Source organism: Roseomonas sp. USHLN139 (genome assembly GCF_037145735.1).
Classification (GTDB): domain Bacteria; phylum Pseudomonadota; class Alphaproteobacteria; order Acetobacterales; family Acetobacteraceae; genus Pseudoroseomonas.
Genome location: NZ_JBBCWY010000019.1, coordinates 14,506 through 35,304, shown reverse-complemented (window position 1 = coordinate 35,304; position 20,799 = coordinate 14,506). Strand labels below are relative to the sequence as shown.

Below are 20,799 nucleotides of genomic sequence, written 5' to 3'. Positions count from 1 at the left end.
GCGGAGCAATGCATGCCCGACATCACTGCCCGCGCCACGCGATTCTCCGCGAAGGTGCTGGAAGCATACGCGCGGCACACGCTGCCGGAAGGCTTGACCGTCCGTGCAAGCACGGACGCTGCGCCGGCCGAGATCCTGCTCTATGACGAGATCGGCTTCTGGGGCGTCACCGCGAAGGACTTCGCGCTGGCGCTGACCGATGCCGGGGCCGGCCCGCTGCGGGTGCGGATCAACTCGCCCGGCGGCGACGTCTTCGACGGCCTGGCCATCCACAACGCGCTGAAGGCCCGCGGCAATGTCGAGGTGGTGGTTGATGGCCTGGCGGCCTCGGCCGCCAGCTTCATCGCCATGGCCGGCAGCAAGATCACCATGGCGTCCAACGCCTTTCTGATGATCCACAACGCCTGGGGCGTGGTGGCCGGCAACCGCCACGACCTGGCGGAGACCGAGAAGGTGCTCGCCAAGATCGATGGCCAGCTCGCCGGCATCTACGCGGCGCGCAGCGGCAAGCCGGTGGAGGAGATGGCCGCCGCCATGGACGGCGAGACCTGGTTCACCAGCAGCGAAGCGAAGGCCGCCGGCCTGGTCGACCACGTCGAGGGCATGGAGCCTGCCTCGACCCCCGAGAACAAGGGCGGCGGGGGGCTGAAGGCCGCCGCGCCGGAGATCGAGCGCCGCCGGCGCCTGGCGCGCTGGGCCTCGGCCGCCTGATCCCGCCCTGCCACCCCTGACGCGCGGGGTTCGCCGCGTCACCTCAGGCCGCCTCCGGGCGGCCTTTCTCGTTTCTGGAGAGCTACATGCGGACCAAAGAGCTGCGCGCGAAGCGGGCCAAGCTGATCACCGACGCCCAGGCCCTGATCGACAAGGAGGGCGCGACCCCCGAGGAGATCACCCGCTTCGACGCCATGATGGCCGAGGCGGACACCCTGAAGGCGCAGATCGACGGCCTCGAGCGGGCCTTCCAGCTGCAGGCCGAGCTGGCCGAGCAGACCCGCGAGACGGCCGATCGCCAGGGCATCTCGGCCGACCAGGCCGAAGACAACCGCCAGGCGGAGCGGCGCCTGCTGGTCGCCTGGCTGGCCAATGGTGTGGCCGGCCTGGAAGGCGACGACGCGAAGAAGGTCCGCGCCCGGCTGAGCGCCGTCGAGGGTGTGCGCAACGCGGCCGGCACCGGCAGCGGCCCCGCCGGCGGCTACACCATCGCGCCCGACTTCATGCGCGAGCTGCTGGTCGCCATGAAGGCGCAGGGCGGCATGCGCGAGGCGGCGCGCGTCATCAGCACCAGCACCGGCGTCGAGCTGCCCTGGCCGGTGACCGACGACACCGCGGCGGTCGCGACCATTGTCGGCGAGAACAGCCAGCTGCCGGACGGCGAGGACATGACCTTCGGCAGCCGCACGCTGAAGAGCTTCACCTACTCGACGCTGCCGATCCGCATCTCGCTGCAGCTGCTGCAGGACACCGCCTTCGACTTCGACGCGCTGATCCGCGACGCCTGCGCCGGCCGCTTCCAGCGCGGCACCAATGCCCATTTCACCAAGGGCAATGGCACGACCCAGCCGGAGGGCCTGATCCTGGGCGCGCCGGTCGGCCGCACCGGCGCGGCCGGCCAGACCACCAGCGTGACCTGGGACGACCTGACCGAGCTGGAGCACAGCGTCGACCCGGCCTACCGCATCGGCGCCCGCTACATGTTCCACGACAGCGTCCTGAAGACGCTGAAGAAGCTGAAGGACGGGCAGGGCAGGCCGCTCTGGTCGCCGGGTGTCGCGGTCGGCGCGCCCGACACGATCAACGGCTACGGCTACTCCATCAACCAGGACATGCCGGTGATGGCCCCCGGCGCCAAGTCCATCGCCTTCGGCAACTTCAAGAATTACGTCGTCCGCGACGTGCTGAACCTGCAGATGGTGCGGCTGGGCGAGCGCTATGCCGACAGCATGCAGGTCGGCTTCCTGGGCTTCCTGCGTACCGACGGCCGCCTGGTCTCCGCCGGCGAGCCGGTGAAGACCTACCAGAACCCGCCGTCCTGATCATGGAGGTGGTCAACCTGGTGCCCTGGGCCGGGGAGGATTTCTCCTACGCCCCGGGCGAGGTGATCGACCTGCCGGCCAAGATCGCGACGGCGCGCAAAAAGGCCGGCCTGGTGGCCGATGTGCCGCCGCGGCAGGGCAGCAGCAGCGCTCCGCCGGAGGGCGAAGCCGGATGATCCAGATCCTCACCCCCGCCGCCTCCCAGCTGCTGAGCACGCTGGAGGCGGTGCGGGCTGAGGTCGGGGCGGCGGACCTCAGCGACGACGCCGCGGGCACCCTGCTGGCGCAGGCCTCCAGCGCGCTGGGCCGGCACTGCCGGCGCAGCTTCGGCCGCGTCACGCTGCTGGAGACGGTCTATCCCGACCGGGATTGGGAGGTGGTGCTGTCCGCCCTGCCGATCGGCGCGGTGGTCGAGGTCACCGCCGACGGCGTGCCGCTGCCGCCGGAGCGCTGGGAGCTGGATCCCGGCGCCGGGGTGCTGCAGCGGCTGGACCCGGATGGCTGCATGCGGCGGTGGTGCACGCGTCGCCTGGTGGTCCAGTACACCGCCGGGTGGCTCCTGCCCGGGCAGGAGGGCAGGGACCTGCCCGCCGAGGTGGAGCGGGCCTGCCTGCTCACCATCGCCGCCTGGCACGCCGCCCGCGGCCGCGACCCGCTGATGCGCAGCGAGAGCTACGAGGGCATCGGCAGCACCTCCTGGCTGGACCCGCGGGAGGGCAGCGAGGCGCTGCCGCCGCAGGCCGCCGGGCTGCTGGCGGAATACCGCCTGGGGCGCAGCTGATGGGCATCGCAGAGGGCCTGCAGCGCCGCCTCGAGCGCGACGGCGAGCCGGTCACGCTGCGCCGCGCCGTCGCCCCGCCGGCCGCCCCGCCGGCGGACCAGCCGAAGCGCTGGCAGGATTGGGGCTGGGGTGGCGGCAGCGCGGCCGAGGTGGAATGCAGCGGCCTCATCTCGACCGGAACCCCCGTCCAGCTTGTCGGCGAGGTCTGGCAGGTGCGGCGCCAGGTGATCCTCGGCCAGGCCGAGATCGACGAGGCCGGCTGGCCTGGGCCGCCGCGCCGCGGCGACCAGCTGGAGATGGCCGACGGCAGCACCCACGCCGTCGACGCCTGCGACACGCGCCGCATCGCTGGCATCCCCGTCCGTCACACCCTGACCGTCCTGGGAGATCGCTGATGGCCGGCCCCGAGCCCTGGGCTGACGCCAAGGGCCGCCTGCAGGCCGCCCAGCAGGTCGGCCTGCTGCCGCCCATCCAGTGGCCCAACGAGGAGTTCGAGCGGCCACAGGGTTCGCCCTTCCTGGCGGCCGACATGGTCGGCGCCGCCGGTGAGCCGGTCGAGATGGGACCGAATGCGCAGTGGGACGAGGACGGCACGCTGCATGTGCAGGTCTTCGTGCCCTGGGGCTACGGCAGCGAGCCCGGCCGCCAGCTGGCGCGCCAGGTGGTGCGGCTCTTCCAGCCGCCCGCCGCCGCCAGCGGCCCGGTGCTCTACCGCCGCTGCAGCATCGGCGCCGGCGAGAAGGAGCAGGAGGGCGAGGGGAAATGGTGGGTCCTGCCCGTCTGGGTGGACTTCACCTTCCAGGACCACCCGGCCGCGGCCGGCTGACGCATCAGGGGCGCCCTCGGGCGCCCCTTTCTGTTTTCGGCGCCCTGGCGCGCCACCAGCAAGGATCACAGCATGCCGAGTGTTACCGGCGGCCAGGCGGCGGTCGAGACGTCCGACGTCCTCCTCTCCTTCGGCGAAGAGACGGCCTGGGGCACCAAGCCCAACACCGCCTTCCAGGCCCTGCGCATCACCGGTGAAAGCCTCACCGGCCAGAAGCAGCGCGGCCGGGCCAGCGAGATCACCAAGGTCAAGCAGCGCGCCAAGGGCTTCACCAACCAGGAAAGCGCCGGCGGCGGCATCAACCTGGCCCTGTCCTTCGGCACCTTCGACAGCCTGTTCGCCGCAGTCATGGGCAACGACTGGTCGACGCCGCTGGCCATCAATGGCGCCTCCGCCGACATCTCGACCGTCGCCGCCGGCAACAAGCTGACCTCGACCACGGCGAACAAGTTCTCCGCCATCGTGGTCGGCCAGTGGATCCGGCTGCTCGGTTTCACGGCCAATGGCGGGGCCAACAACGGCTTCGCCCGGGTCATCGCCAAGACCAGCAACCAGGACATCACCCTGGCTGGCAAGACGGTCACCGACGAGACGCCGACCGGCACCAATGCCAAGATCCGCGGCTCGATGCTGGTCAATGACAACCAGACGCAGAGCCGCTTCCTGCAGAAGCAGCTCGGCACCGCCGGCTTCCTGCACTATCCGGGCTCGATCATCAGCGGCGCCAGCCTGACCGGCGGCGTGGGCAATGCCTTCACCGGGTCCTTCCAGGCGATCTGCCAGGACGAGGTCCGCAGCGCGGTGAACGGCAGCACCGGCGCGGTGCTGGACGCGCCCACCGGCGGCTTTCACGACCCGGTCGGCAACTTCGGCGGTGTCTGGCTGGATGACGCGCCGCTGCAGGCGAATGTGCAGAGCACCTCGGTGAACATGACGCGCGAAGGCGCCGAGATGGACTATGCGATGGGCTCGCCGAAGGCGGTGGGCGCGCGCTGGGGCATGTTCGGCGTCGACGGCGACGCCACCCTGTTCTTCAAGGATTTCGACCTCTGGACCCGTGCCAAGGCCGAGACGCAGGGGCGCTTCGCCTTCCTGACCCGCGATGACGCCGGCAATGGCTACATCTTCGAGCACCTCGGCGCGATCCTGCTGAATCCGCAGGTGGTCGCCGGCGGGCCGGGCCAGGCCGTCGCCGTCCAATACACGATCGAGGGCAACCCCTCTGGCGACGCCGTCAACCGCACCTTCGCCATCCATCGCCTGCCGATCGCCTGATCGCAGGCCACCGCTTCCGGCTTCGGCCGGATGGCGCCGCCTGAGGGCGCGCCGTCGGGGGGATGCTGCTGTCTGCGGGGTCGGCAGCATCCCCCCTCTCCAACCCCGCAACCCCGACGAGAACACGATCATGGCCGATATCGCCCGTTTCCGCCGCAACACCGCCGCCGTCCTCGAGGGCGTGCGCGTCCAGCCCGGTCCCGAGTGGGACGACCTCGAGCTGCGCGTGCGCCCCGGCAATCCGGCCTATGACGACGCGCTGTCCCGCGCGAAGTCCGACCTGGTGCGCCAGGCCCGCGCTGATGGCCGCCTGAAGCCGCGCGAGGGCTATGAGCAGCTGCCGATCTCCGAGCGCCTGGCGCTGGGCAATGCCCTCTGCCTGAAGATGCTCTTCATCGAGCCCTACAACCTCACCATCGCCGGCAAGCCGGTCGACGCCGCGAAGTATCGCGAGCTGGCGCAGACCGAGGAGTTCGCCGACCTGATGGACGCGGTCTGGGCCGGCGTCGAGATCGCGACCACCATGCGCCAGGCCCAGACCGAGGGCGCGGGGGGAAACTCGCCGGCGCCCTCGCCGATGCCCTTCGATGGAGCGGCTCTGCAGCCCTGATCGCGCAGATGGCCGATGAAGATCGGCCATCGATCCGCCAGCCCGCGCCGGATCTGCTCTGGATCTGGCGCGCCTGGCACCAGCTGCACAGCGAGCGCGAGTGGCTGGTCAGCTTCGGCGGCGCCACGCCGCGCGGCGTCCGTGCTTCCACGGTCGCCGCTCTCGCCGAGCGGGAGGGCCTGTCCGAGGACGAGCTCGACCTGCTGCAGGAGATGGTGCGGCAGATGGACGCCGTCTTCTTCGAGCACCACGAGGCCAGCAAGCCCAAGGGCAAGAAATGACCCTCTCCGACACGTCGCGCCGCCTGCTGGTGCAGGTGCAGCGCGACCTGTCACCGCAGGAGATCGGCCGCAAGCTGGTCGCCATGGCGAAGGCCGACGTCGAGCGGCGCATCGCTGCGAACGAGGTGCCGAAGCAGTTCACCCGCTTCATCGACGGCCGGCCCGGCGCGCCTGACAACGACGCCAGCGCCGCCAGCGTGGTGCTCTATCGCTTCAACCTGCTGGCCGAGGCGGCCAGCATCTGCCTGGCCGAGCTGCAGCGCCTGTCTCCCAAGCGCGACGGCGACTTCAAGGCCAGCTTCTGGATGCAGGTCGAGACAGGCCGATCGCATCGCGTGTTGCTCGCGAAGGACTTCAACGCGCGCACCATGAGCGCCGATGCCACGCGCATCACGATCTTCAACGCCATGCCCTACAGCCGCAAGGTCGACACGCAAGTCGAGGGCTCGCGCAAGCTGCGCTTCAAGGTGCAGCCGCAGCTTTTTGCCAATGCCGCCAAGGCGACGACGAAGCGCTTCCCCAGCGTAAACGCCTGGGCGGTCTACAGCATCCGCCATCCCGATCTCTACCGGCTCCGCACCGGCCCCCGAAAGGGGAGCCAGGTGCAGAGCCCTGCGGTGATCATCGCCCCCCGGGAGTAGCCTATGGATCTCGCCTATCGCGTGGCGCTGAAGGATGACGCGTCCGCAGCCGCCGAGAAGATCACCGGCGCGATGGGCAAGGTGGCAAAGGCGAGCGACAACGCCGCTGCCGCCGCCGACAAGACCACCAGTGCCGTGGCCAAGATGGCGAAGGCGAATGACAACGCCGGCGCTGCCGCCGAGAAAACCGCCCGATCGGTGGGCAAGGCGACCAAGGCGACGGATGACGCCAGCGCCTCGGCCGAGAAGGCCGCCGCCGCGGCCGGCAAGATGGCGAAGGCGAACGACAACGCCAGCGCTGCCGCCGATGGCCTCGCGCAGTCGAACACCAAGGCTGGCGACGTCATCCTCGATGGCGCCGAGAAGGTGCGGCGCGCCATCCCGACCTGGGAGCAGCTGTCTCGTCGATACGACGACAATGCCCGCGCCGCGGCGGCGCGCGCCAAGGCTGACCGCGACCTGGCCCGTGCGGCACAGGTCGCCGCCGACGAGGTGGCCAAGGGCCTGAAGAGCCAGCAGCAGGCCGACCAGCTGCTGACCCAGGTGAAGCAGCGCACCGACGCCTATGTCGCCAGCATCGAGCGGCAGATCGCGGCCGAGAAGCGGCGCCAGGCCGCGGTCGGCGGGCCGGTGTCTGGCGGCGTCGCCAACGACAACAAGCTGACGGTGCAGGCTCGGAGCCTCTCCGAGTTCAGCGAGGCCAGCGACAAGGCCGCCGATCGCGCCAAGCGCTTCGGCATGATCGCCGGCCAGGCGGGCTTTCAGGTGCAGGACTTCGCCGTCCAGGTGGCCAGCGGCCAGTCGGCGCTGGTGGCCTTCGCGCAGCAGGCCCCGCAGTTCCTCGGCGTCTTCGGCACCGGCGGCGCCATCGCCGGCGCTGTTGTGGCGATCGCCGCCATCGGCATCGGCTTCCTGCGCGGCGCCGATGCGGCGAAGGTCCTGAGCGACACCGTCGAGAAGCAGGAGAACCTCTTCGAGGGCGCCACCCGGGCGGCCGAGAGGTGGCGCCAGGGCCTCGCCGAAGAGGCCGAGCAGGTGAACCTGCTGCGCGCCAGGTATGTCGCCCTCGACCAGGAACGCCGCGCCTCCGAGGTCCGCCGCCTGGAAGCCGTCCGCGCCGAGCTGGCGGAGCAGGCCAAGGTGCTGCGGGAGAGCGCCTCCAGCACCACCAACCGCCTGGACCGCGTCTTCGAGAACATGCGCTCCGGCAATGGCCGGAACCCGCTGCCGGCGCAGGCAGACCAGGTCACTGAGGCGCTGAAGGCTTTCCGGGACAACCCCAACACCAGCCGCGCCGTGCTCGAGCTGGCGAACGCCCTCAGCGCGGTGAAGACCTCGCTGGCCGAGGGCGGCGGCCAGGCCGGCTTCTTCACCGAGGCGCTGACGCGCGCCATCAAGGAGCTGGACCAGGCGGTTCCCTCGGCCGACAAGCTGCAGGAGGCCGTGCGGCAGAACGCCGTGCAGCTGGCCGCCGCGAAGGGCGAGGCCCTGCCGGCCGCCGACGGCATCCGCGGCGTGGGCGAAGCCTCGGCCGGCGCCGCCGGCCAGGTCGGCACCGTCACCAGCGCGGCGGCCGCCGCCGCCGCGGCGCTGCGCACCCTGCGCGCCCAGACGGCCGACAACCCCTATTCCGGCCTGGACCGCCAGACGGCCGACCTGAAGGCGCAGATCGCCGCGCTCGAGCGCGGCGGCCGCGACGCGCTCGAGCTGACCCAGCGCCATCAGCAGCGGCGCCAGGCCGCGGCCGACGAGCGCGAGACGATGCTTAACGACGAGGCCACGGCCATCCGTGACCTCGCTCGGGAGGAGGCCGCCCGCGCCTCTTCCGCCGAGGCCGGCGCCGCCATCCTGGCCCGGGCCGAGCAGGACGTCGCCTCCGCACGCGAAGTCTCGATCCGCCGCATTGCCCAGGAACAGGGCGAGGTGACGCGGCTCACCGAACGCCGCGACGCGCTGGTGAAGAAGCTCGAGGAGCAGGAGAAGGCCGCCCGCGGCGCCGCGGCCGCGCAGCGCGAGCTGAACGACCGAGCCAACGACACCGACGCGGACGGCAACGACTTCGAGCGCAGCGGGCGCGTGACCCGCGCGCTGCAGCGGCTCCGTGAGCAGCGGGAGCGTGACAACAAGCGGGAGGAGGACGCGGCCAAGCGCCGTGCTGACCAGCAGGAGAGGGTCGAGAAGCGCCAGGCCGACCGCCTGGACCGCATGGCCGAGCGCTACGGCGACAGCATGGCCAGCGAGACGATCTCGGCCTTCGAGCAGAGCGCGGAAGCGGGCCGGGGGATCTTCGGCGGGCTGAGCCGCTTCCTGGGCTCCATGATGCGACAGGCGGCCCAGGCCGCTCTGTCCAACCTGGTCTTTCAGCCGGTGATCCGCGCCGTGGTGGGTGGGGCTGCCGGCGGCAGCGCCGCGGCGTCGCCTGGATCCGCCGGCGGGGGTGGCCTCAGCAGCCTGGCCAGTCTGAGCGGTATCCGGAACCTCTTCAGCATGGGCGGCGGCTCGATCAGCAGCGCCCTGGATAGCTGGGGCGCGGCCAATCTGGGCGGCCTGGGCTTCTCCGGGCCGGCCACGGCCGCTGGTGCCGGGACGCTGGGCCATACCAGCGCGGATGCCCTGCTGGCCTCGCTGCCGGCCGGCCCGACGCCGACGCTGACGCCTGGGCTGATCGGCGGCGGCGACCTGCTGGGCGGCTTCAGCAGCTTCAGCAACGTGCTGGGCATCGCTGGATCCGTCCTGCCCGGGCTGATGTCCGGCAACTACGGGCAGGCGGCCGCCGGCGGCATTGGGGCCGGCCTCGGCACCATCATCATGCCCGGCCTTGGCACGGCGATCGGCGGCATGCTGGGCAACCTGGTCGGCGGCCTGTTCGGCGGCCAGAAGCAGCACAAGGCGGCCTCGGTCCAGTACGGGACCAATGCCGATGGGCAGCTGGTGGTGACCGGCAGCAAGTCGAAGTGGATGGACGACAAGGAAGCCGTCGCCCAGACCACCCAGGCTCTGCAGGCGCTGAATGCCAAGATCGCCGCCCTGGGCCTCACGCTGGACAGCGCCACGGCTGGGCAGACCCACTTCGGCGAGGACAGCCAGCCGGAGGAGGACAGCCGAAACATGACGCTGGCAGTCCTCGAGGGGATGCGCGGCGGCACCGACAACATGACGCGGGTGATCACCGCGGAGTTGTCCAAGGCTTATGGAGGCGACGCCGACCTCGACCGGGCAATCGGCAATGTCGAGTGGGTCAAGAACATCTATGACCCGCTGGTGGGTGCCAACCAGGCCGGCAGCGCCCTGCAGCAGCAGCTCGACGCGCTGTCCACCTCCTTCGGTGCCACCATCGCCAAGGCCGAAGAGCTCGGGCTGGCGACCGATGTGCTCCGCGCCAAGCAGGCGGAAGCCATCGAGGCGACCAAGAACGCCTTCCGCATGACCTATGACGCCGCGGTGCGCGAGCTGGACGGTCGCACCTATGTCGACCAGGTCACTGCTGTGCGCTCCTTCTACACGGCCAATGCGGACAGCTTCCGCGAGGCCGGGCGCGATCCGGAACAGCTGTACGATCGGCAGATGCGCGCGGTGTTGAACACCTTCAGCGACGCGCAGCTGCGCGACATCGCCACGGCTTTCGTCGGCATCGACGACGCCGCGGTGACCCTGGCGAAGCAGCTGCTGGAGACCGGCAGCGCTGCGCAGAAGGCGGCCAACCAGGCTGTGGCGACCGGCTACTGGCAGACCAGCCGCCAGGCGGAGGGGCGCGGCTACATCAACAGCGTCGAGGGCGTGCGCACCTTCTATGAGCAGAACCGGGCGGCCTTCGAGGCGGCCGGTGTCGACGGGGTGCGGCTGTTCCACCAGCAGATGACCGCGGTGCTGGACCAGCTCAATGTCGACCAGCTGCGCGACGTGGCGGTGTCATTCCGGGGCCTCGACGATGCCGCGGCCGACGCGGCCGAGCAGATGCTGCGCCTGGGCAACAGCACCACCAAGGCCGCGGCGGCGGCGGAGCTGGCGGCCCGGCAGCAGGCTGGCGGCTCGATCCGCGGCTATGTCGACAGCATGCGGGCGAGCGCGGCTGGCGGCTTCACGCCGGCGGAGCAGCTCAAGGCAGCGCAGGACCAGTTCGGCCGCGACCTGGCACTGGCGCGCGGCGGCAACGCCGAGGCTTCGGGCCGGATCACCGGCACGGCCGACACCCTGATGAAGGCGCTCGACCAGATGTATGGGTCGACCGCCGCAGGGCGGCAGGGCCGGGATTGGGTCCTGTCGCAGCTCGAGCAGCTGCCGGCGACGCAGAGCTATGACGCGCTGATCCTGGCCGAGCTCCAGAAGCTCGGCGGGCGCATCGACGTCAGCGTCGAGCTGACCACCTTCCGGGTGATCACCGAGCAGCTGCAGGCCCTGTCCGAGGGCGACCGCGGCAAGCTGGTGCAGGCCGAGACGGTGCTGCGCACGGTCGAGGATCGCCTCGGCCGGGTGCTGAGCACGGCCGAGCGGTCGCGGCTGATCGAGGGCGCGGTGGTGCTGCGCAGCATCGAGCAGTCGCTGGGCCGCAACCTCACCGCGGCGGAGCGGGCCAGCCTGGTCAGCTCCGGCGATGTGCTGCGCGCCATCGAGCAGCGCATCGGCCGCCAGCTCACCGCCGCCGAGGCGGCCGGCCTGGTTCAGTCGGGCACCATTACCCGGCAGGTGCAGGAGCTGCTGGGGCGCGGCCTGACGGCCGCCGAGGCCGCCTCGCTGACCGCCGGCGGCGCGGTGCTGCGCAGCGTGCAGGAGGCGCTCGGGCGCAGCCTGACCGCGGCGGAGACCGCCAGCCTGGTGCAGGGGGAGACGGTGCGGCGCCTGGTCGAGCAGACCATGGGGCGCAGCCTGACGGCGGCGGAGCGCGACGGCTTGGTGCAGGCCGCCGCGGTCATCCGCTCGGTCGAGCAAAGCATCGGCCGCAACCTGACCGAGGCCGAGCGCGGCACCCTGCTGGCCAGCCTCACGGTCACCCGCACTGTCGACCAGGTCATCGGCCGCACCCTGACGGCGGCCGAGCTGGCCAGCTTCCAGGCCAGCCAGACGGTGCTGCGGCGGGTCGAGGAGACCCTCGGCCGGACGCTGACGACGGCGGAGCGCGCCGCGCTGATGCAGTCGACCAGCATCGACCGCGTGGTGCGGGAGACGCTGGGCCGCACGCTGACCGCGGCCGAGGATGCCACCCTGGCCAAGGCCGGCGCGGTGGTGCGGACGGTCGAGCAGCGGCTCGGCCGAGCCCTGACCGAGGCCGAGCGGGCCTCGCTCGTCGCCACGGCGACGGTGACCCGCACGGTGCAGCAGGCCATGGGCCGCAGCCTGACGGCGGCGGAGCGGGCCGGGCTGGTCGCAAGCGAGGACGTGCTGCGCCGGGTCGAGCAGACCCTGGGGCGGAACCTCACCGCAGCCGAGAAGGCTGAGCTGGTCGCCGGCGGCACCGTCGCGCGCGCCGTCGAGCAGCGGCTCGGCGCCACGCTGACGGCGGCCGAGCGCGCCAGCCTGGTGCAGGGCGGCAGCGTGCTGCGCAGCGTCGAGCAGGCCCTCGGCCGGCAGCTCACCGCGGCGGAGACCGCGGCACTGATCCCGGCTGGCACGGTCGACCGGACGGTGATGCAGCAGGTGCGGGCGCTGACCGCGAGCCAGCTCACCCAGCTGGTGAACAGCGAGGCGGTGGTGCGCACGGTCGAGCAGCAGCTCGGCCGCACGCTGACCGCCGCCGAGCGGGCGCAGCTGCTCGAGGCCGCCACGCTCCGGCGGACGGTTGAGGAGGGGCTGGGCCGCACCCTGACGGCCGCGGAGAAGGCCAGCCTGGCGCAGGCCACCACGGTCATCCGCAGCGTCGAGGAGCGGCTCGGCCGAACCCTCACCGCGGCGGAGGACGCCAGCCTGGTCGATGCCGGCACGGTGGTGCGGCAGATCCAGCAGCAGCTGGGTCGCGACCTGACCGCGGCGGAGCGCGCCTCCCTCGTCGCCACGGCGACGGTGGAGCGCGACATCGCGCAGCGGCTGGCGCGCGACCTGACGCAGACGGAACGCGCCGGCCTGGTGGCCAGCGAGGACGTGCTGCGCCGGGTCGAGCAGAGCCTGGGGCGGACCCTCACCGCGGCCGAGAAGGCCGAGCTGGTCGCCGGCGGCACCGTCGCGCGTGCCGTCGAGCAGCGGCTCGGCGCCACGCTGACGGCGGCCGAGCAGGCCAGCCTGGTGCAGGGCGGCAGCGTGCTCCGCAGCATCGAGCAGGCCATCGGCCGGCAGCTCACCGCGGCGGAGACCGCGGCGCTGATCCCGGCCGGCACCGTCGACCGGACGGTGGTGCAGATGGTGCAGACCCTGACCTCGACCCAGCGCGCCAAGCTGGTCGGCGGGGAGACGGTGACGCGCCAGATCGAGCAGGCGCTGGGACGGACGCTGACGGCGGCGGAGCGCGCTTCGCTGATCGACAGCGCCACGGTGCGCCGCGAGGTGACCGAGGTGCTGGGGGCGCGGCTGACGGCGGCGGAGCGCGCCAGCCTGGCGCAGGGTGGCACCATCCTGCAGAGCATCGAGCAGCAGCTCGGGCGCCAGCTGACCGCGGCCGAGCGGCAGACGATCCTGAACAGCGGCACGGTCACCCGCACGGTCGACCAGAAGGTCGAGACCACCGAGACGGTCCTGATCAGCCGCAGCATCGACGACAAGATCGGCGCCAGCCTGAAGGCCCAGACCGATCTGCTGTCGGCGATGAAGGGCAGCACGGCCACCCAGGCGCAGACCCTGGCGGTGTTGGACGGCCGGCTGCGGAATATCGACCTCTGGACCTATGGCCTGCGCGAGCTCGCCCGCGGCCAGTGGGGCGGCATCCGCGTCACCACGCCCAAGGCCAGCGGCGCCGCCAACGACCCGGCCAACTTCAACACCACGATCGGCAATTGGGGCACCACCCTGACGGTGAATGCCCTGGGCAATGCCTTCGCTGGCGGCCGCGTCATCCCGTTCGCGCGGGGCGGCGTGCCGATGGTCGACGACCCGACCTTCTTTCCGATGACCGGGGGCAACCTCGGCCTGCTGGGCGAGGCCGGGCCGGAGGCGATCCTACCGCTGGCGCGGATGGGCAACGGCGACCTGGGCGTGCAAGCGGATCTCGCGATGCCCGTCCTGCCGCCGATGCCGGCGCCCACCGGCGACGACGCGGCTGCGATCCTGGCCGCTCTTCAGCAGATGGCGGAGCAGCTGCAGGCCGCCCAGCGGGAGATTGCCGCACTGCGCGCCGAGCGCCGCGAGGATGCCCGCGCCGCGCAGAAGACCGCCGAGCGCACCGCCGATGCGGCGGAGGACACCGCCGACAGCAACCGCCGGATGGCACGAAAGAGGGAACCGCTGATGCAGCGCGGGGGCACGAAGTAATGGCGTGGCTGGTCAGGGCCGAGCCCTGGGACGCCGTCGCCGGCGCGGTGCGCCCGCTCTACTACAGCGACGTGGGCTTCCTCTCGAAGCCTCAGGACACCCCCGGCGACGTCTACTGGGAGCGGCGCATCGGCGTCGGCCTGTCCATGCAGGCCAAGCTCTTCGCCGATGGCCAGGCGGGCGGCGAGGGCGACATCGACTATGGCGACCTCACCCTCGAGAACGGCGACGGCGCGCTCGACGCGCTGGCCGAGCTCGACTGGGATGGCCGCCTGGTCGAGGTGCGCTTCTCGGCGAAGGATGCCCCGGTCTGGGCCGACTTCGCCGTCGCCATCTCCGGCACGGTGGAATCGCTGACGCCAGGCGACGAGCTGACCATCAAGCTGCGCAGCCTGAAGGCCCTGCTCGACGATCCGCTGCAGCCGCTGCGCTACGCCGGCACTGGCGGCGCCGAGGGGCTGGAGACCCTGAAGGATCGCCGCCGGCCGATGACGCTGGGCATCGCCCGGCAGGCCGAGCTGGTGGTCGAGGATACCGCCAACCTGGTGGTGGCCTGGGACAGCACGGCCTGCGGCGGCATCCTGGCCCTGAAGGACAAGGGCGGCCTGCTGGTGGCCGGGCCGGACTACCCGACCCGCGAGGCCATGCTGGCGGCGCCCATGGGCGCCTATGGCTATGTGACCTGCGACGCGCTGGGCCGGGCGCGGCTCGGCGCCGAGCCGTCATGGCCGATCACCGGCGACCTGCTCGGCCGCAGCCGCGGCGGCAACCTAGTGGCCAATGGCCGGCTCGGGCAGAGCGCCGCCGGCTGGACGCTGGGCGCCGGGTGGAGCTGGGCCAGCGCGGCACTGCTGGCCTCCGACAGCCCGCTCGAGGCCGGCTGGACGCCGACCGGCATCGCCAGCCGCGTGGCCGCGCCCGGCCTCTATGGCGACGGCCGGGCCTGCCTGGTGACCGAGAGCACGGCGAGCGGCCAGCATACCCTCGCCTCGGCGGCGGTGAGCTTCGCCGCGGGCAGCCAGACCACGCTGCAGGTCAAGGCCCGCGCGGTCGCCGGCGCCCCCTGCCTGCAGCTGCTCTATGGCGGCTCGACCCATGGAACCAATGCCTGGGCCAATTTCGACCTGGCCAGCGGCACGCTGGGCAGCAAGGGCGCGGCCGCCACGGCGACCATCACGGCGCTCGGCGGCGGGGTCTACCTCTGCACCCTGGCGGCGCCGGTCACCGCCGCCGGCAGCAATCCGGCCTATGCCATCCTGGTGCCGACCGCCGCGGCCGCCCGCTCGCCCTCCTACGCCGGCGCCGGCCGGCAGCTGGAGCTGCAGGACGTCCAGCTCGAGGCGGCGGCGACCGCCAGCGACTACGGCGGCCGACTGGTCAGCGCCGCCGGGATCGCCGGCACGGCCAGCCAGGCCGTCGCCACGGTGGCCGGCCGCCTCTACGTCGCCAAGGCCATGGTGACCCGCACTGCCGGCAGCCTGGCGCTGCAGGTGGGCGGCGCCACCCTGGCCACGGCCGCCGCCTCCGGCCGCCTGGTGCAGATCTTCCGGGCGACCGGCAGCAGCACCACGGTCGCCTTCTCGGCCGACAGCGCCTTTGCCGGCAGCGTGGATGATGTGGTGGTCACCGAGTGGCTGGGGCGCTTCGGCGACTTGGCGCAGCTGGCCGTGGGGCAGAGCACCGGGCTCACCGCCGGCGACTTCGCCCCCGGCACGGTCGACGCGGTCAATGCCGTGGCGCCGCAGCGGGTCGGCCTCTGGTATGACGGCAGCGGCGAGATGACCATCCGCCAGGCCATCGACCAGCTGGCGACCGGGCCGGGCGCCTGGTGGATCTGCGACGATGCCCGCCGGATCCTGCTCGGCCGCCTCGAGCCGCCGGCGGCCGCGCCCGACTTCGAGTTCGACGAGCACGCCATTCACGAGATCCTGCCGCGCGAGGTGGCCCGCCGCCTCAAGCTGCAGACCATCGGCTACGGCCGGCGCTGGCGCCCGCTCAGCGACACCGAGATCCTCGGCACCATCCTCGGCGCCGAGCGCGAGGCCCTGCGCACCGAGTGGCTGACCGAGGCCTATGCCGACAGCACGGTCGCCGCGCAGTCCCTGCTGGCGCGCGAGGAGCGCATCGACGGCTCGCTCGATGACAAGGCCGATGCTGCCCAGGAGGCGCAGCGCCGCGTCGCCATGCACGGGCCGCGGCGGCGCATGTTCGAGATCACCGTCGACGGCACCGATGGCCTGCGCGTCGGGATGACGGTGCGCATCAGCCATTCGCGCTTCGGCCTCGCCGCCGGGCGCAACTTCGTTGTCACCGAGCTGGACCGCGACGCCGAGAGCGACACGCACAGCCTGATCCTCTGGGGATAATCCGTGGCCAATGCATCTGTGCTGAGGAGCCCGCCGACCGATGCGGGCGCATACAGCGGCGGCGCGTGGCGGCCGCCCCTGCCCCTGCTGAACCTGACCACCCAGGACCCGCAGCGCGTCGCCCGCACTGTCAACGCGAACCTTGCCAGCACGCAGTTCCGCGTCGACTGCGGCCGGCCCTCGCTGATCAGCCAGTTCGCGCTGATCAACCACAACATGACCACCGCCGGCCTGGTGCGGCTCGTCCTGACCGACAGCCCCACCAATGCCGGCGCGCCGATCTATGACAGCGGCTGGGTGCCGGCCTGGGAGCAGACCGTGGTCTGGGGCAGCCTGCCCTGGGGCGTCTTTCCCTGGGACCTGGTCGACACCACCGCCTATCCGGCCGGCGCCATGCTGCTGCACACGGTGCCGAAGGATGCGCAGGGCCAGGTCGGGCGGATCGCCCGCTATGTCTTCGTGTTCCTCGACGACACGGCCCACCCGGATGGATATTTGCAGATCGGCCGCTTTCTGGCCGGCTGGGCCTGGTCGCCGAAGGTCAATGCCGCCTGGGGCGGCAATCTCCGCTGGGTCGATCCCTCCGAAGTCAAGCGCACCGCCGGCGGCCGCCGCATCGTCAAGAAGCGGCCGAAGTACCGGGTGCTCGAGCTGTCCTTCGAGGCGCTGACCGAGGCGGATGCCATGGGCACCGCCGAGACCATCAGCCGCGCTCTCGGCAAGAGCGGCGAGCTGCTGATCTGCCTCGACCCTGACGCACCGCCTGCGGTGCGCTTCCGCAACACCCTCTACGGCGCCCTCTCGGACACCTCGCCCATCGTCGCGGCCGGGCCGGATCGATGGACCTGGCGCCTGACCGTCGAGGAGATCAACTGATGGCGTCCTGGCCCATCTCGATCAACGGCAACACCTACACCAAGGCGATGTTCGAGAACGGCGGCTACGTCACCGCCTTTCCCAACCTGGTCGGCGACATCGCTGCTGTCGGCGGCGATGTGCAGGCCATGCGCGATGCCGTGCTGCTCGCCTACAACGCGATGCTGTCGCAGACCTATCAGATCGTGCCCATCACGGCCGCGACCAACCTGGTGCAGGCGACGCACAACAACCGCCTGCTGCTGCTGACCGGCGCCGGCGCGCCGGCGCTGCTGGCCGCCAACATCGGCAACGGCTTCTCCTGCGTCATCGAGAACCGGCGCAGCACCGGCGCCACGGTCAGCGTCAGCGGCATCGAGCTGCGCAACGCGCGCGCCCACACCAAGGTCGCGGCCAATGGCTGCGCGCAGCTCTACGTCTATCTCGACGGATCCGCCCTCTGCGCGCGCCTGGTCGGCGACACGGAGGCCTGATGCCGCTCACCGGATCGCAGTTCCTCGCCGTCGCCGCCGAGGCGCCGGATGCTGCGCCGCGGCCTTTCGGGCTGCGCGCGCTGCTGGCCCGCCAGGCGCCGCGCAGCTCCACCGGCCTGCTGGCGCGCTTCGCCAGCGGCTACCTGATGGGTGGCATCCCCGAGCCCGACCCTGTCCTCTATTCCCAGCGGAGCGGTGCGATGCCGAGCGCCTATGCCCTGACGGATCTGATCACCACCACGCGCGCCGGCAAGGCGCCCTTCTTCGACGGCCTGGGCCAGATCCGCGAAGCTGGCAACAATGCCGCGCTGCTGACCTTCGACCCGCTCACGCTCAAGAGCATGGGCCTGCTGTCGCAGAAGCTGGCGGTCAACTACTGCAACACGCGCTGCGAAGGCGCGCGTGTCGGCACCATCGCCATCGACGGTGTCACCAGCACGGCCGGCGCGCTGCCCACCGGCATGTCGGCGCCCGGCAATGCGGGCCTGACGCTGGAGGTGACGCGGATCATCCCGATGGGCGAGGCCAATGCCATCGAGCTGCGCGCGCGCGGCATCGCGAACAGTGACCTTCGCCTCTACCTCTCCTCTGGCATCGCCGCTGCCGAGCAAGGGGATTGGTTCGCCACCTCCGGCATGATCATGGCCGCGGCCGGCGTCCAGCCGGGATGCTCCTGGGCTGTTCGCAGCCTGACCGCCTTCCCATCCAACCAGCTCGGGCCGCTGATGCGCGCCTGGCAGCGGGTGCGCTCGGTGCGCCAGCTGAGCGAGGCCTCGCCCGGCGAGGCGCGGATCGAGCTCCGCTTCTACCTCGCCGCCGGGCAGGCCTATGACTGGACCTTCCGGCTCTACATTCCGGCGCTCGAGAAGACGAGCGCCTGCTCCTACGCGCCGATGCTGCCGCCGGTCGGGTCACCCACCACGCCCACCACCCGCGTGGCTGATCTCTACGAGATCACCGACCTGACCAAGATCGCCTTCAACGGCCTCGCCGGCACCTTCCTGATGCGCTTCTGGGTCGACAGCTTCCCGGCCACCGGCGGCACCGGCGACCAGCTCGGCCTGTTCCGCACCAGCCATTCGACCCTGCCCAGCTTCATGCGGCTCACCGGGCGCTTCAACGGCGGGATCCGTGTCGAGGCTGGTAGCGACAGCACCCTGACGCTCGACACGCCCGCCGGCCAGCTGGCGCTGGGCGAGAACAGCCTCGCCTTCTCCTACAGCCAGGACCGGGTCTCGGTCTCCGTCAACGGCAACGACACGGTCTCCGCTGCCTGGGGCAGCGTGGTGCCGGCGAGCGCGGCCGACAACCTGCGCCTGGGCGACATGAGCACCGCCAGCGCGCGTAAGACCAACGGCCCCATCGGGCTCTTCACCTATGCGCCGGTCGAGACCACCGGCGCCGACCTCAAGGCCGCCTCTGCCGCCGCCCTGACCATGTGAGGCCCTGCCCCATGAAGATCCTGCTTTGCCGCTTCCCGGATCGGGCAGCGTTCCTCGCCGCATGCCCCTGGCCCATCGAGGACGGCGTCGCCCTGATCCCGCCGGAGGTGGGCGCGCTGACCGTCTATGGCCGGCTGCTCGACCAGGCCGCCAGCACCATCGACGACCCGGTCGCCCTGCCCGGCTTCTGGGTGCATGGCCAGTTCCTCGGCCCGGTACCCGACGCCTTCCGCAACGCCGTCGCCGATGCTGGCGCCTCGGCGCCGGTGATCCCGGTCAGCATCGAGGACACCGGCCTGGGCACCGAGCCGGTGCCGCCGGCGGTTTCGGCGCGCCAGCTCCGCCTGCAGCTGCTGCAGGACGAGCTGCTCGACGAGACCGAAGCCTACATTGCCGCGGCACCGCGTGAGGTGCAGATCGCCTTCGAGTACGCGGTCGAGTTCGAGCGCTACCACCCCTTCATCACCGGCGCCGCTGACGCGCTCGGCCTGTCCCAGGACCAGGTCGACGACATGTTCCGCCGGGCCGCGAGGCTCTGACCCATGAGCGTCTTCGACCCCCTGCCCTCCGTGGCCGATATCGCCTGGGCCTTCTCGGCCGCGCTGGCCGGCCGCGCCACCCTGCTGCTGCGCGTGACCCGCCAGGCGGTCACCCCGCGCAAGATCCTCTGGACCCTGTTCTGGGAGGTGCCCACCGCCTGCGCCATGGGCCTGATCGGCCTGGCCCTGGCGCAGTGGGCCGGCCTCTCCGCCGGCGGCGCCACGCTCTGCATCGCGCTGCTGGCGCGCATCGGACCCGACGCCATCGAGCCCCTCCTCGGGCACCTGGTGCCCGCCCTGAAGAAGGCCAAGCCGTGACCTCTTCCTTCGACCGCGCCTTCGAGCTGCTGATCGGCCACGAAGGCGGCTTCACCCTGAACCGCGCCGATCCCGGCAACTGGACCGGCGGCAAGACTGACAAGGGGCTGCTGCGCGGCACCAAATTCGGCATCTCGGCCGCCAGCTTCCCGACCCTCGATATCGCGGCGCTGACCCTGGACGACGCCCGCGCCATCTACCGCCGGCTCTACTGGGACCGCGTCCAGGGCGATCAGCTGCCGCCGGCGCTCGCCCTGCTGATCTTCGACAGCGCGGTCAACAACGGCGTGGCGGCCGCTGTGAAGCTGCTGCAGGCCAGCATCGGCACCCCGGCCGATGGCCTGATCGGCCCGGCCACCCTGGCCGCCCTGCGCCGCTCCCTGGGCAATGGCGACCCCGACCGGGTCACCGCCGTCGCCATCGAGTTCCAGGCCCGCCGCATCGTCCTGATGGCCGCCCTCTCCACCTGGGCCACCTTCGGCCTGGGCTGGGCGCGCCGGCTGGCCTCCCTGCCCTTCCAGGCCATGCGCCTGGCGTCCTGAAAGGACCACCCATGTCCGCTCTGCTGATCAACCTCGCCGTCACCATCCTGCTGAGCCAGGGCACCGCCGGCCTGGCCCTCTGGGCCGCCAAGCTGCGCCGCGAGGCGCGCGACAGCTCCCTTGCCAAGCTGGTGGGCGCCGCCAGCCGCGTCGCCGGCCGCATGAACGAAGCCTTCGGCCACCTGCCCATCGGCCTCGAGCGTGACGCGCTGAAGGCCGCGGCCATCGCTGAAGGGGTGAAGGCGATCCGCGATGAGTTCGCCCCGCATGTCCGCCGCGTCAGCGGCACCGACGACAAGCTGGCCGGCATCATCGCCGGCGAGTTCGGCAAGCTTCAGCATATCGATTCACATGAGGGCAACTAACCTGCTTCAGCCTCTGTCCACGCTTTGCCATGCCTATCT

Annotated in this window: 19 protein-coding genes; all 19 read left to right on the top strand. The window is 71.7% G+C overall.

All coding sequences use genetic code 11. The features are described 5' to 3' along the window. Window positions 1-12 precede the first annotated feature (12 nt). The gene (locus WFI16_RS26015) at window positions 13-711 is read left to right on the top strand and encodes a head maturation protease, ClpP-related (protein WP_419900782.1); all 699 of its coding nucleotides are present in this window, start codon (window positions 13-15) and stop codon (window positions 709-711) included. 86 nt (window positions 712-797) lie between these two features. Further along, on the top strand, window positions 798-2,033 hold the full coding sequence (locus WFI16_RS26010; RefSeq protein WP_419900781.1) for a phage major capsid protein: 1,236 nt from the start codon (window positions 798-800) through the stop codon (window positions 2,031-2,033). Between the two features lie 2 nt (window positions 2,034-2,035). Continuing rightward, complete coding sequence (locus WFI16_RS26005; RefSeq protein WP_419900780.1) at window positions 2,036-2,209, top strand: hypothetical protein; 174 nt, start codon at window positions 2,036-2,038, stop codon at window positions 2,207-2,209. After that, window positions 2,206-2,814, top strand: a complete 609-nt coding sequence (locus WFI16_RS26000; protein WP_419900779.1) for a hypothetical protein — start codon at window positions 2,206-2,208, stop codon at window positions 2,812-2,814. The genes WFI16_RS26005 and WFI16_RS26000 overlap by 4 nt, the downstream gene beginning before the upstream one ends. Beyond that, entirely contained in the window at window positions 2,814-3,209 is a 396-nt protein-coding gene (locus WFI16_RS25995; RefSeq protein ID WP_419900778.1) for a hypothetical protein, read from the top strand. The genes WFI16_RS26000 and WFI16_RS25995 overlap by 1 nt, the downstream gene beginning before the upstream one ends. After that, the gene (locus tag WFI16_RS25990; protein ID WP_419900777.1) at window positions 3,209-3,640 is read left to right on the top strand and encodes a phage tail terminator-like protein; all 432 of its coding nucleotides are present in this window, start codon (window positions 3,209-3,211) and stop codon (window positions 3,638-3,640) included. The genes WFI16_RS25995 and WFI16_RS25990 overlap by 1 nt, the downstream gene beginning before the upstream one ends. Window positions 3,641-3,712: 72 nt before the next feature. Further along, the gene (locus tag WFI16_RS25985; RefSeq protein ID WP_419900776.1) at window positions 3,713-4,915 is read left to right on the top strand and encodes a phage tail tube protein; all 1,203 of its coding nucleotides are present in this window, start codon (window positions 3,713-3,715) and stop codon (window positions 4,913-4,915) included. A gap of 130 nt (window positions 4,916-5,045) precedes the next feature. Further along, window positions 5,046-5,525 carry a hypothetical protein gene (locus WFI16_RS25980; protein WP_419900775.1) on the top strand — a complete coding sequence of 160 codons (480 nt, stop codon included), beginning with the start codon at window positions 5,046-5,048 and terminating at the stop codon, window positions 5,523-5,525. 8 nt (window positions 5,526-5,533) lie between these two features. Further along, complete coding sequence (locus tag WFI16_RS25975) at window positions 5,534-5,806, top strand: hypothetical protein (protein WP_419900774.1); 273 nt, start codon at window positions 5,534-5,536, stop codon at window positions 5,804-5,806. Continuing rightward, window positions 5,803-6,447, top strand: coding sequence for a hypothetical protein (locus WFI16_RS25970; RefSeq protein WP_419900773.1), 645 nt, complete (start codon window positions 5,803-5,805; stop codon window positions 6,445-6,447). Before WFI16_RS25975 ends, WFI16_RS25970 begins: the two co-directional genes overlap by 4 nt. A gap of 3 nt (window positions 6,448-6,450) precedes the next feature. Next, window positions 6,451-13,839: a hypothetical protein gene (locus tag WFI16_RS25965; RefSeq protein WP_419900772.1), complete on the top strand. Its 7,389-nt coding sequence runs from the start codon at window positions 6,451-6,453 to the stop codon at window positions 13,837-13,839. Next, the gene (locus WFI16_RS25960; protein WP_419900771.1) at window positions 13,839-16,205 is read left to right on the top strand and encodes a phage head spike fiber domain-containing protein; all 2,367 of its coding nucleotides are present in this window, start codon (window positions 13,839-13,841) and stop codon (window positions 16,203-16,205) included. The genes WFI16_RS25965 and WFI16_RS25960 overlap by 1 nt, the downstream gene beginning before the upstream one ends. Before the next feature lie 3 nt (window positions 16,206-16,208). Continuing rightward, window positions 16,209-17,081 (top strand): hypothetical protein, encoded by an 873-nt coding sequence (locus WFI16_RS25955; protein ID WP_419900770.1) that lies wholly within the window; start codon window positions 16,209-16,211, stop codon window positions 17,079-17,081. Further along, on the top strand, window positions 17,081-17,554 hold the full coding sequence (locus WFI16_RS25950; protein WP_419900769.1) for a hypothetical protein: 474 nt from the start codon (window positions 17,081-17,083) through the stop codon (window positions 17,552-17,554). The genes WFI16_RS25955 and WFI16_RS25950 overlap by 1 nt, the downstream gene beginning before the upstream one ends. Continuing rightward, the gene (locus WFI16_RS25945; RefSeq protein WP_419900768.1) at window positions 17,554-18,996 is read left to right on the top strand and encodes a hypothetical protein; all 1,443 of its coding nucleotides are present in this window, start codon (window positions 17,554-17,556) and stop codon (window positions 18,994-18,996) included. Before WFI16_RS25950 ends, WFI16_RS25945 begins: the two co-directional genes overlap by 1 nt. A gap of 11 nt (window positions 18,997-19,007) precedes the next feature. Next, window positions 19,008-19,535 carry a hypothetical protein gene (locus WFI16_RS25940; protein WP_419900767.1) on the top strand — a complete coding sequence of 176 codons (528 nt, stop codon included), beginning with the start codon at window positions 19,008-19,010 and terminating at the stop codon, window positions 19,533-19,535. A 3-nt stretch (window positions 19,536-19,538) separates the two neighbouring features. Continuing rightward, window positions 19,539-19,853 (top strand): phage holin family protein, encoded by a 315-nt coding sequence (locus WFI16_RS25935; protein WP_419900766.1) that lies wholly within the window; start codon window positions 19,539-19,541, stop codon window positions 19,851-19,853. After that, complete coding sequence (locus WFI16_RS25930; protein ID WP_419900765.1) at window positions 19,850-20,395, top strand: glycoside hydrolase family 108 protein; 546 nt, start codon at window positions 19,850-19,852, stop codon at window positions 20,393-20,395. Before WFI16_RS25935 ends, WFI16_RS25930 begins: the two co-directional genes overlap by 4 nt. Window positions 20,396-20,406: 11 nt before the next feature. Then, window positions 20,407-20,760, top strand: coding sequence for a hypothetical protein (locus WFI16_RS25925; RefSeq protein ID WP_419900764.1), 354 nt, complete (start codon window positions 20,407-20,409; stop codon window positions 20,758-20,760). Window positions 20,761-20,799: the final 39 nt, after the last annotated feature.